This window comes from Flavobacterium sp. HJSW_4 (genome assembly GCF_042436695.1).
Classification (GTDB): domain Bacteria; phylum Bacteroidota; class Bacteroidia; order Flavobacteriales; family Flavobacteriaceae; genus Flavobacterium.
Map to the genome: position 1 here is coordinate 67,465 of NZ_JBHNPP010000022.1, position 12,830 is coordinate 80,294.

8 protein-coding genes and 1 other RNA gene are annotated in these 12,830 nt (G+C 35.0%); 5 read left to right on the forward strand and 4 right to left on the reverse strand.

All coding sequences use genetic code 11. The features are described 5' to 3' along the window. The first annotated feature begins 151 nt into the window (after positions 1-151). Positions 152-1,537: a class II fumarate hydratase gene (gene fumC, locus ACE01P_RS18415; protein WP_379700414.1), complete on the forward strand. Its 1,386-nt coding sequence runs from the start codon at positions 152-154 to the stop codon at positions 1,535-1,537. 143 nt (positions 1,538-1,680) lie between these two features. On the opposite strand, the gene ACE01P_RS18420 is transcribed toward fumC, so the two are convergent. Next, positions 1,681-2,883, reverse strand: coding sequence for an NAD(P)-dependent oxidoreductase (locus ACE01P_RS18420; RefSeq protein WP_379700415.1), 1,203 nt, complete (start codon positions 2,881-2,883; stop codon positions 1,681-1,683). A 242-nt stretch (positions 2,884-3,125) separates the two neighbouring features. On the opposite strand from ACE01P_RS18420, the gene ACE01P_RS18425 reads away from it, so the two are divergent. Beyond that, positions 3,126-4,328, forward strand: coding sequence for a serine hydrolase domain-containing protein (locus tag ACE01P_RS18425; protein WP_379700417.1), 1,203 nt, complete (start codon positions 3,126-3,128; stop codon positions 4,326-4,328). Positions 4,329-4,395: 67 nt separating this feature from the next. Continuing rightward, positions 4,396-4,793, forward strand: a transfer-messenger RNA (tmRNA) gene (ssrA, locus tag ACE01P_RS18430). A 90-nt stretch (positions 4,794-4,883) separates the two neighbouring features. Here the strand turns inward: ssrA and ACE01P_RS18435 are convergent. After that, a complete protein-coding gene (locus tag ACE01P_RS18435) occupies positions 4,884-7,286 on the reverse strand; it encodes a TonB-dependent receptor (RefSeq protein ID WP_379700418.1) in 2,403 nt (800 codons plus the stop codon). Between the two features lie 134 nt (positions 7,287-7,420). Here ACE01P_RS18435 and ACE01P_RS18440 point away from each other — a divergent pair, with 134 nt between their 5' ends. Together ACE01P_RS18440 and ACE01P_RS18445 are read left to right on the forward strand one after the other, a co-directional pair. Next, positions 7,421-8,518: a hypothetical protein gene (locus ACE01P_RS18440; protein ID WP_379700420.1), complete on the forward strand. Its 1,098-nt coding sequence runs from the start codon at positions 7,421-7,423 to the stop codon at positions 8,516-8,518. Between the two features lie 173 nt (positions 8,519-8,691). Beyond that, a complete protein-coding gene (locus ACE01P_RS18445; RefSeq protein WP_379700421.1) occupies positions 8,692-10,098 on the forward strand; it encodes an alkaline phosphatase in 1,407 nt (468 codons plus the stop codon). Between the two features lie 209 nt (positions 10,099-10,307). Here ACE01P_RS18445 and ACE01P_RS18450 read toward each other — a convergent pair whose 3' ends face one another. Together ACE01P_RS18450 and ACE01P_RS18455 are read right to left on the reverse strand one after the other, a co-directional pair. Then, positions 10,308-10,829: a DUF3347 domain-containing protein gene (locus ACE01P_RS18450; RefSeq protein ID WP_379700423.1), complete on the reverse strand. Its 522-nt coding sequence runs from the start codon at positions 10,827-10,829 to the stop codon at positions 10,308-10,310. Continuing rightward, a partial coding sequence (locus ACE01P_RS18455; protein WP_379700425.1) for a zinc-dependent metalloprotease occupies positions 10,826-12,830 on the reverse strand: 2,005 nt, incomplete at its 5' end. The genes ACE01P_RS18450 and ACE01P_RS18455, both read right to left, overlap by 4 nt.

The following is a 12,830-nucleotide window of genomic DNA, read 5'->3' on the forward strand; positions in this document are numbered from 1 at the left end:
TTCAGGAGCTGATCCCTGCTGTCCGCTATATCTTTTGTGCTGAACCCCAGCACAAAAGGATGCCGCTACCATCAGGGCTAAGAGACCCGTTTTCAAAAGAAGTTTTGATTTAAATTTCACTTTTCACGAATAACATTTTACATACAACATAATGAAATATAGAATTGAAAAAGACACCATGGGCGAAGTTCAAGTCCCAGCCGATAAATATTGGGGTGCGCAAACAGAACGTTCGAGAAATAATTTCAAAATCGGGCCTTCAGGTTCAATGCCAAAAGAAATCATAGAAGGTTTTGCCTACTTAAAAAAAGCAGCTGCTTATGCAAACTACGATTTAGGCGTTTTACCAATCGAAAAAAGAGATGCTATCGCAGCAGTTTGCGACGAAATTCTAGAAGGCAAACTAGACGATCAGTTTCCTTTGGTAATCTGGCAAACAGGTTCAGGAACGCAAAGCAATATGAATGTTAACGAAGTAATCGCTAACCGTGCTCAAGTTCTTAAAGGTTTTGAAATTGGCGAAGGCGAACAATTCATAAAAGCCAATGATGACGTGAACAAATCGCAATCATCAAACGATACTTTCCCAACCGGAATGCATATCGCCGCTTACAAAATGGTTGTAGAAACGACAATTCCAGGAGTTGAAAAACTTCACGCTACTTTAGCAAAAAAAGCAGTAGAATATGCAGCCGTTGTCAAAATCGGACGTACACACTTAATGGATGCTACTCCACTTACACTTGGACAAGAAATCTCAGGTTACGCGGCTCAATTAGCTTTCGGATTAAAAGCTTTAAAAAATACTTTAGCCCATTTATCTGAAATTGCTTTAGGCGGAACTGCAGTTGGAACTGGATTAAACACTCCAAAAGGTTACGATGTAAAAGTTGCTGAATACATTGCGAAATTTACAAATCATCCTTTTATAACGGCAGAAAATAAATTTGAAGCCCTTGCAGCGCACGATGCAATTGTAGAAACACACGGAGCTTTAAAACAATTGGCTGTTTCTTTAAATAAAATTGCTAATGATGTGAGAATGTTGGCTTCTGGCCCACGTTCTGGAATTGGCGAAATTCATATTCCTGAAAACGAACCTGGTTCTTCTATCATGCCTGGAAAAGTGAATCCAACGCAATGTGAAGCTTTGACAATGGTTTGCGCTCAAGTTATCGGAAACGATATGGCAATCGCTGTTGGAGGAATGCAAGGACATTATGAACTAAACGTTTTCAAACCTGTAATGGCGGCCAACTTTTTGCAATCGGCTCAATTATTAGGAGATGCTTGTGTTTCTTTTGACGAACATTGCGCACAAGGAATAGAACCAAATCATAAAAGAATCAAAGAATTGGTAGACAATTCATTAATGCTAGTTACAGCTTTAAATACCAAAATAGGATATTACAAAGCCGCTGAAATCGCTCAAACCGCACACAAAAACGGAACGACTTTAAAAGAAGAAGCTGTTCGTTTAGGTTACGTAACTCCAGAAGATTTTGATGCTTGGGTAAAACCTGAAGATATGGTCTAAATTGAAATTATGAGTTATGAATTATAAATTATAAGTTATCATACCTTATCCATATATTTATAAACTAAAAGGCAGAAACATCGAGTTTCTGCCTTTTTTCATCATGAGTACAAACTCATAACTTATAATTCATAATTTATAACTTATTTCCCGTCTACATAATCCTGCAGATAGCTAAATCTTTCCGTCAATTTTCCGTTTTCTGTGATTTTCGCGCGTTTTAAGATTCCGTCTTTATCTCCGTTGAAGAAAGCTGGAATTACATGTTCCATAAATTGTTCTCCAAAACCTTTACTAGCGTCTTTCGGAATTTCGCATGGCAAATTATCAACGGCCATAACCGCAACTGCTGCTGGATGAAAAAAATCTACTTCTCGATCTTCTAAAGGAAAATATCCATATAAAGGCTCTTCAATTGTTGAAGAACGAACTGTACAAGCAATTGGCCCATTAACATCACAAGAAATATCGGCTACAACTTTCAACTTACAGTCGCTTGCATTCAGCATTTCTTTCGTTAAAATCATTGGAGCATTGCTTGCATAAAAATGTCCTGCAAAATAAATATCAGACACTTTCGTGAATCTCTCAAAATCAGACTCATATTCCTCTGGATGATTTACAAAATCTATAAAATCTAAAACTTGACCGTCTTTTCTTTTGTTATACTCTAAAACGTCTAATTGTACATAAACAGCTTGAGCATATTTTTTAGTCAAATAATTATCTATCGTGATTTCTTTTACTTTGATGGCATCCAAAATTTCTTTTGCTCCGCTCCCAACCTTTCCAGTTCCTGTAACTACAAACTTTAAAGCTGGCATTGTAATGCGTTTTAAATGCTTGATCAAATCTTCTTTTCCTGAAAGTGTTTCTGCTTTAGGAAGTTTGAACAATTCGAATTTAATTCCGAAAGCACGAATTCCATTATAAACGCCGACCATTCCAGCATATCTTCCAAAACCAATTAAACGGCGATCATGCTCATCTACAATGGTTTCGTGATCGTATAAATCGATATTTTTTTCTAAAATTGCCTGAAGTAATTTTCTGTTATGAGGCTGTTTTTTAATGGTATGAGAAAAAAAGAAATACGCTTTGTTTGGAATCAAATCTGCGACAGGAACTTCTTTCACACCAAATAAAACATCACAATCAGAAACATCATCTGAAACGGTGATTCCCATATTTTTATAATCATCATCAGAAAAGATTCTAATATCAGAACTTTCAACTTTTACAGAAGCGTCATGATAAGTCTGTTTTAATTTTGTCAATTCATTTGGCGAGAATACAACTCTTCTATCCGGCGGATTTTTTCTTTCTTTTATGATTCCAAATTTCATCTAAAACTGATTTTTTAATATTTTAAAATATAACTTTTTACACAGTATTTGTTTCAAATATAACAAATTTAGTTAAATTTTTGTTTCTAAAATTCTATTTAAAATGTTTAAAAACTGTTAGAAGCTGAAAAACAAACAACTAAAATTTTTAATTCTTAAAAATATGTTAAAAAACACAAATTAAAGCCTCAGAATTGAGAAAACAACAAAATTGAATTCGATATATTTGTTTTTAAAGAACGATGCAAATGATTTTCCTTAAAAAAACAAATATACCACAAATACTTTTCTCAGTATTAGTTTTAAGTTCTTGTGGTCAAAACAAAAAAACAACAATAGATACAACTCAGACAGTCGAAGATACATTACCAAAAATGAAGCCTTTAGGTGCAGAAACGCAAGTTTCTCAGGCTTATAAAAACTCGGTTGTCGGCAGAATAAATCACTTTTACAATAAAAATTGGCCCAATAATAACATGAACGGAAGCTTCTTGGTGGCCAAAAACGGACAGATTTTATTTGAGAGATATAATGGTTTCGCTAATAAAAACGAAGGAACCAAAATAACCCCAGAAACCCCTGTACAAATTGCTTCGGTAAGTAAAGTTTTGACCGCTACAGCAGTTTTAAAACTAGTAAATGCAGGAAAAATTGAATTGGACCAAAAGGTAAATACGATTTTAAAAACTTTCCCTTACGAAGAATGTACCATAAGAATGTTATTGGATCATCGTACAGGAATGCGTAATTATGCTTATTTTACAGATCACGATAAATCGGTTTGGGACAGGCATAATCAATTGACGAATAAAGATATTCTAGATATTTTAGCAACAAAAGATATTGGTTTAGAGTCTAAAACGGGGACACGTTTCAGTTACTGTAATACCAATTATGCAATGTTAGCGCTTATTATCGAAAAAATTACAGGTTTAAGTTATAAAGAAGCGATGTCTGAAATGATTTTCAAACCGCTTGGAATGACTCATACTTATGTTTTTGATGATGATAAAGACAGAAAGAAAATTGTTCCTTCATATAAAGGTAACGGCGTAGAAATTGGTTTTGATTATCTAGATAATGTTTACGGAGATAAAAATGTTTTCTCTACAGCGAGAGATCTTTTAAAATTTGATAGAGCAAGACAATCACCAGATTTCTTAAAACCTGAATTATTGAAACAAGTTTACACAGGTTACAGTAATGAGCGTAAAGGAACTAAAAATTATGGTCTTGGAATTAGAATGATTAACTGGGAAACAGGTCAAAATTACTATTTTCATAATGGCTGGTGGCATGGAAATACCTCATCTTACATCACTTTGATGAAAGAAGGTGTAACGATTATTGCACTTTCTAATAAGATGACGAGAAACACTTATGCGGTTCGTAAATTAGCTCCGATCTTTGGAGATTACCCTTTTAATTTTAAAGAAGAAGAATAACAAAATTTTTCTGAAAATTTTAGTAGAAAGTAATTTCAAATACTCTAAATTTGCAGACTTATTTTTTGGGGTCGACTGGTTTTGACAGCGAGTCGAATTGAACAGTAAGCACGTCGAGCATTGAGACCTTGCTCGTAAATATAAGATCTCAAACTTTTACACGGCGAAAATAATTACGCTTTAGCTGCATAATCCGAATCATAGTAAGATTACGCCACGTCTCTACAAGGTAGAGAAGCTGGATTCTCCTGGAAAGCCTTGGTTTGTGGCGTTCCGTTCAGGGGAACCGTAAAAATAAACCTAGATTTCCATGAGCTTCGGGTGGATTTCGAAAATTAAGAAGATAAGTGTTCGGTGGCTGTTTCTGGCCTAGCTTAACATCGAAAATTCAATCAGGAAATAAGCGTGTAGAAAGCTCTTTAGTTGCTTGTTTGGACCCGGGTTCGATTCCCGGCGACTCCACAAAAAAGCCTGTAAACTATTTGTTTACAGGCTTTTTTTATGCTAAAAAAATTACCCCATAAAGATTCTAATTTAGATCTAAAACGATTATGATTAGATACTTACTGTTAATCCAAAAGAGATATTGATTCCAGGCAGCGGCGCCAAATACTTTAAAAAAGAATTCTGCGGTCTGGCTTCCACATTAAGCAAATTGGTTCCAGCGGCAAAATATTCTATTCTATAATCTTTAAAAATCATATTGTAGGCCATTCTTGCAGAAAGAAGCGAATAGGCAGGCATTGGCGGTTCTGGATTAATGTTCTTGCCAAGATAGCGCTGTTCTAAATAACGGTCGAATGAGGCATTGAATTCGAACCTCCTAAAAACAAAACCTCCTGAAAACCCAAACCTGCTGGTAGGCATATTGGGCATATAATCTCCCTCAGCCCAGTCTCTCATATGGTCTTTAGAAACATTGACATTTTTAACCAGATCAAAGTAAGACCCCAACTGAATATTTAAATTTTTGTTTATTTTTTTATTGTACGTCATTTCGGCTTCCCACCCATTCAATTCAGTATCAGATTGGCGCCATTCCTTTACCAAAAATCCTCCTGAACGAGCAATTCCTGTGTGAGCGAGATATAAATAATTATCTAACCTCGTACGATAGTGGGTAATGGAAAGCTTTGCTCCTTCATACATAAATCCCGTTTCAAACTCCATGGTTTTAGCTGTTTCCTTATTCAATCGGTCATCTCCGTTTTCTTCCAAAATAATGGCAAAATGATTATTGCCAGCGTAAAGTTCATTAACATCCGGCGCACGCTCAGAATGCGAATAGGAACCTCTTAAATAAACATACTTATTAATGTTTGCCTGCGCTCCAGAGGTAAATTGGTTAAGATGAAAATCCCGATCAGAAAGCTTTCCTCCACCCAATCCTCTGCTTGGTTTATATCCTTCTGTAAGCATTGCTCTTCTCTGAACGAGGTCATGGCGGTAACCCGCATTTAACTTTAAGAACTTAATAGCAAACTGCTGTAAGGTAAATATCCCATATTCCCTGCTTCTATTATCAGGAAGATATCGCTGTTCCCCGCTTCCATCTATATTCGCAAGCGAAATATCTGCTCCTGATATTCCCTTTAAAAAATTTAAGGGTTTCTGATCTACTTCTAACCTAACAATATGTCGTGAAGCCGAAAATCTGTTGGCAAGATAATCGCCAATAAGCTCGCTATCTTTGGAAAGCTGCATCATATAATTTAATCTCACAGCCGAAATACTTGCCGATTGTGACCTGTATTCGGATTCCATCATAATGCTATTATTCTCAGATTTTGTATTTATTGGCAGATAAATACTTTCTCCTTCAACTTCATGCGTAAAACCATCATCATGTGTATGCGTATGACCAGGCAACTTCCGAAGAGCAAAACCCGGAATTCCATAATAGCCGTATGTTCTTCTATAGCCTACGCCAACGCTATATTTTTCTCCAATATACCCTGTTCCAAAATTTACAGCATAACTGTTGGCATGGCTATTAGGCATTGTTCCTTTTTTTACAGGCGCATAATCTGTTATGCTTTTTACAATAGTTGTAGATAATGGTGTTCCTGCGGGCTGTCCTGCTATGTATAAATTATTTTTAGGATTTGATACATAAGCACCATCTACAAAAGATTTTTCTTCGAAAGTGTACAAGTCCGCTTCGGTCAGATCCCACTGCGGATTATTCATTTTTTCTAAAACAAACTGACTGATGTAAGGATACAGTGTAAGGTTTCTTGTCGTTTGTTTTTCTACATGCACTTGTGCCATTGCAGAAGTTAAATCATCAATCTTAGGATCGTATGCAATTGGCGCTTTGGTATTTCCATGTATTTTAATATCATCATTGCGTCTGTTCATGCCTCCTGCGTGCCATACCCAATTTTTTCCGATATTTCCATTTAAATCAAAGGATTGTTTATATCCCAGATTAGTGCTTCCTTCTGCCCGCACAAAACCAGAAAGTGATTTAGGCGCTTTTTCTTTCGGAATTGTATTGTCTTTAAGATTGATTGCACCGCCAATTGCTCTTCCTCCAAAAAGAACATTTCCATCATTAATATGAATATCAATCTCTTGCAGATTATCAAAATCAGTAATCAGATTAAGGTTTGGACTGATTCCTGAAAGATCATTCATTGCCATTCCGTTATTGAGCACCTTTACACGGTTGCCACTAAGACTTCTAATGACTACTGCTCCCGAATTTGGTCCGAAATAAGAATTTTGAATTCCTGGAACATGGCTCAATGCATCTCCTAGAGTTGAAGACTGATTCTTTAAAAGTTCTTTTCGAGAAATCTTCCGAGCATTTGATACCTCCGATTTGCTGCTATTGCTGATTACAACTTCATTTAATAAGTTCGTTTTAATACTGTCGGTCGGTTTGTTTTGCGAATATGCATTTAGGCTAAAAGCAAAGAAAAATAGATATGAAAAATGGAGGTAAAATTGCATAAATGCTGAATTTAAATAAATAATGGGCGCAAATATATAGTTAAAAAATATTATTGCAACAATATTGCGATAAAATATTGCAACTTTGTTGCGATAGTAAATTTTAAAATATACTTTTGGCAAAAATTTTAATTATGAAAAAAGAGAAAAACTTTGCCAGACTCCTAATTACAGCACTTCTGGCTTTATCAATCACATCTTGTAGTAGTGACAATGAGCAAACACCTCCAAAACAAATTGACATGGAACTTACGCCATCATCTTCTATTGTCTATGGAGAAAAACAAGAAATTGATCTTCCATCAAATATTTTAGGCGCATCTGATGTTCAAATAAATTTAGACTTCAGTCTTAATGAAAATCTAAAAGTGAATTCGACTGAATTTTTGAATGATAAACTTTCAAAAGCTGTTACTGTAAATAAGGAAACTGGAAAAATTAGCGTAAACAGCGCTTTACTTTATCCCAATAATGTGCTTTCAACAAATGGCGTAAAACTACCTGAGAGTTATAAAGTTACTCTTAATGTAAGTTCTGCTAGCCAAAACTTTCAGGGTAAAGAAACTATCGATTTAAAAATTACTCCTGCAAAACTGACCGTTAAAGGCATCGACAGCAAAACATCAATTCCTGTTGCTTATGTAATTTATGGTGATCAGGCTAACTTTGAACTTGAAGCGGTTCAAAATATTCAGGCTGATACAAATTGGGCTATTGATAATCCAACAGCTATTGGAACAGAGGTTTCTCTCAGTTCGAATATTTTAAAATTTACTGCTAATGCGGGAGATCCTGATAAAAAAGCCGAAAAAGCTTATGATGTTACTCCAGTGCTTCTTAAGGACGGATTTCCTGTAGCATCTGTTACATTTAGAGTGATATTTATTCCAAAAATTAAATTCTTTTATGGCACTTATTATCCAGAATATGATCTAACAATACTGCTGAACAATCTTCATATTGCCCTATCAAACGGATACGTATCAGCAGCACCAGCTTTTTCTCCTGAAGCTTATAAATCATCATTTGCCATTAACGGAATTAAAAAAGACGGTCAGCTTTTTACCGATACCGAAAATATATTTTCTATAAACGAAAAAACAGGTTCAATTACCGTGAAGAAAAGCACTTCCTTAACAGCTGGCGCATATGAAATCACCGTTAAAGCACTGACAACGACTGGACTTGAATTTTTAACTACTTTGACCTTAAATATGTCAAAAGCGGAATAAAATTACGATTTGTACCTTGTTTTAAAGAGAAACCAGCTCATTTAGAGCTGGTATTCTTTATATAGTTTTATAGCAATAAATTCTGTTTATCGAAACAAAACAATTATTTAATGCAGTGAAAACCGCATTATACATAGAAATACTTTTATTTTACTTCTACTAATTAAAGCACAATGAACAGACGCAGATTTTTAAAAGGCTCATCAGTTTTAGCAGGACTATTTACTCTTAGTCCATCCGTTATTCTTTCAAATGATTTAGAGGCAATAACTAAAAAAGGGAAAAAAGCAAAAAACATAATTTTTCTGATAAGCGACGGAATGAGCTCCGGAACGCTTCAAATGGCAAATCTTTACTCGCAAAATATTCTAGGAAAAAATGGAAACTGGATGAATCTATATAATGAGAATAAAGTTTCGAGAGCATTGATGGATACCGCATCTGCAAGTTCTGCTGTGACAGATTCTGCTGCGGCAAGTTCATCTTTTGGAGGCGGGCATCGTGTTAAAAATGGCGTTTTGAATATTGGTCCGAATGGCGAGAAATATCTTCCAATCTGGCAGAAATTTAAGAATGAAGGCAAAAAAGCGGGCTGTGTTACTACAGTTACCATAACTCATGCTACGCCGGCAGGCTTTTGCGTGAATTCCGACAGCAGAAATGCTGAAAATGAAATAGCCGAAATGTATGCCAATCTTGGACTAGATGTTATGATGGGAGGTGGCGATGAGTTTTTTAATCCTTCTAAAAGAGCTGATAAAAAAGATATTTATCAGATTTATGAAAATAAGGGATATCAGGTCTTAAAACAAAAATCAGATTTAGAAAAAATCAAAAAAGGCGAGAAAACATTAGGGGTTTTTACCACTGGTGCACTTCCTTACACTATTGATAGAAACAACATCGAAGAGTTACAGCAGTCACCGACTCTTGCAGAAATGAGCGCCGCAGCTATTGACCAGATGAAAGACCATAAAAATGGTTTTGTACTGATGATTGAAGGCGGAAAAGTAGATTGGGCTGCCCATGCAAATGATATTGCGGCTTTGATTCACGATCAGCTTGCTTTTGATGAAGCGGTTAAAACTGCAATTGATTTTGCTGAAAAAGACAAAGAAACACTGGTAATTATAACAACAGATCACGGAAATGCAAATCCTGGTCTTATATACGGTGCTGACGCTGTGAAAAATTTCAACAGTATTGCTGATTATAAATACACTAATGAATATATTCTAAATTCTATCCATGCCGATTTTAATTTGCAACAAGTTAAAGACTGGATTAAAGAAACCAATAATATCAGCCTGACAGACGATGAAGCTAAACATTTATTGAATTTCTATTCGGGATTAGAAAAACAAGAAGATGGGCTTTATAATTATAAAAAATTGCCCTTTAAGGCCTACTCAGAAATTCAGAAAAAGCATAATAATGTAGGATGGATCAGTATGGATCACTCCGGAGATTATGTTGAATTGGCAATGTTCGGTCCAGGAAGTGAATTATTAAAACCTTTTGTGCAAAACATAGATCTTCATTATTTGATGCTACAAGCTTCTATTGAAAAGGAATCTTAATTTAATATCTTCTTAATGGGTGAAAAAATATATCTTGCCTTTTCTGTTTATTAAACAAAAAAAGCCTGTAAACTTAATGTTTACAGGCTTTTTTTATTTAATCAAACTTTATATTTTCCTCTATTAATAAGTGGTATTTGCCTTAAACGACAAATACGGCTCCCTACAAAGAATACCGCATTTATCAAACTAATTCAAATTAAAAAAAACTATAAACTTGCTTTTACTTCACCGCAAGTCAACATATTTTTTGGATAGTATGGATTTTTAATTTCCTTACTGTCACTTGTCCAAACTGCGCCAGTCATTGGGCAAACTTGTAAATATAATGTCTCATCAGCAGGTTTGAATTTTGAAGCCTGATCCCAGTATTTTACTGAAAGTGTTTCAAAAATCTTACGCTGTTTGTTGATGTTTTTTGTTGCTGTTAATGCTGTTGCCAATTCGATAATTTCTCTTCTCGAAGTGGTAGCTGCATTCATATTTTCTAAGCTTAATTTTTTAAACCTGAAGTTTTTTAAAGAGCTTTTAAATGCTTCTGCGTTTTTAACAACCGCTAAACTATCTGAAGTTAAAAAGCTGTTTTTTAAAGCCAAATAACTTTTTGTGATTTCTTTTTTCTCTGCTTCGCGTTTTGCAACTAATTCAGGCGTTACTTCTTCTTTTGATGTTAATTGTGCTTGCGCTAAAAAACTAAAGAAAAGAAATGCTATAACTAATAAATTTTTCATGATGTAGGTTTATCTAATTTGGTAATAATTTTATCGATGTCTATTAAAATGCTTTCGTAATGATCTTTATTGATTCCTGTTGCTGAAGCTTTTAATTTTTCAATATCTGTTTTTAATTTTAGAAGATGCTGTTTTGCATACAATTTTACATCACTTCGCTGTGCTGCATTTGCTGCTTTTCCAGGTTCTAATTCTTTCGGCAACAAAAGCATGCCTAATTTTTCGATGTAGCCACGCTGAAAACCTCTTCTGTAAAAATCTTGCTTTTCGTCTCCGCTAAATTTCACCCAAACCGTTTTTTCAACATCATTCAAAAATTCTGGAACTGTATAAGCTCCTTCAGATTGCATTGATTTTAGGTTAATGTTGTAAAGCATTCCTGAACTCAATAACATATTTAAAACTTGATTCTGCTGATCTGAAATTTGATCTTCTCTCTTTAAAGCAATCAAATCATCAATTTCTTGCGGATACATCCAAAGTGGCGAAACAAATAATTGTCTTCCTAAATAATCGATCGCTGCTTTTACTTTTGCTTTAGGAACTGGTTTGTAAACTGCTCCTTTTTCATCGACAGTTCTTTTTGTAACGTAATTATTTCCGATATTTTTTAGAACGTGATACAAATACAAACTGTATTGTCTTACTACTGCTTTGTGCATGTCTGCTAAGTTATCATACGGATCGTTTGGCTGATATGTCCATTCGATAAGATGAGGCACAACACGTTTTAAATTTTTAATTCCGTAATCGCTGGCAAGAACAGAATCATCTCCAAGATCTTCAGATTGACTACGCGGATCTTCGTCTTTACCTTCTCCACCAAACCATAATTTCGGATTTGCCGTTAAACTATCAGTCGTTAATTTCGCTAATAATTTTTCTTCTTCAAACTCGTCTTTAGTATCTGGATAATATTTGTAACCCCACTGAACAGCCCATTTATCATAACTTCCGATACGCGGATAAAGACCTTTTGGACTAATATTATCTTCTGGTTGCGCTACATAATTAAAACGAGCATAATCCATAATAGAAACCGTGTGTCCGTTTTCTTCTACCCATTTTTTATCACGCAATTTTTCAACTGGAGTAGCGCTGCTCGCTCCCATATTATGACGTAAACCAATTGTATGTCCAATTTCGTGAGAAGAAACAAAACGGATTAACTGTCCCATTAATTCATCATCCAAATGCATTTTTCTAGCTCTTGGATCTAAAGGTCCAGCTTGAATCATGTACCATCTTTGAACCAATTTCATCACATTATGATACCAACCAACGTGGCTTTCCATAATTTCACCACTTCTCGGATCGCTAATTCTTGGTCCGTAAGCATTTGGTGTTTCAGAAGCTAAATATCGCACTACAGAATATCTTGCATCTTCCAAACTCATAGTTTTATCATCTTCTGGCCATTCTTTACCCACAATTGCATTTTTAAAACCTGCCGCTTCAAAAGCTTTCTGCCAATCGTTGATACCCGCAATTAAATAAGGTCTCCATTTTTTTGGTGTTGCTGGATCGATATAATAAACAATTTGTTTTTTTGGCTCAACCAGTTCACCTCTCAAGTATTTTTTAATATCCTTATCTTTTGGTTCTAAACGGTAACGCTGTACAATGAATTTCTTTTGAGCGCGCTGTTCATCATCATCAAACAAAACATATTTATTAGCAAAATAACCAACTCTTTCATCAAAGAAACGTTTGCGCATTGGTGTTTTCGGAAGCAATACAATAGAAGTGTTTAAACGTAATGTGATACTTCCGCTGCTTGCTGTAGAACTTGTATAGGTTTTTGTTGTTTTAGTTTCAATGTTAATTGGATACGCATCGATACTTTCAACAAAAGATTTGTCATCGGCAAGAGAAGTTAATTTTTTCTCTGTTTTGTCCTGACTTCCGATAGAAAACATGGCGTTGTCTTTTTTGAAAACGTCTGTTACTTCAATAACCACATCTTTTGTGTCTGGATTGGTTGTTTTAATTGGAAAAGCA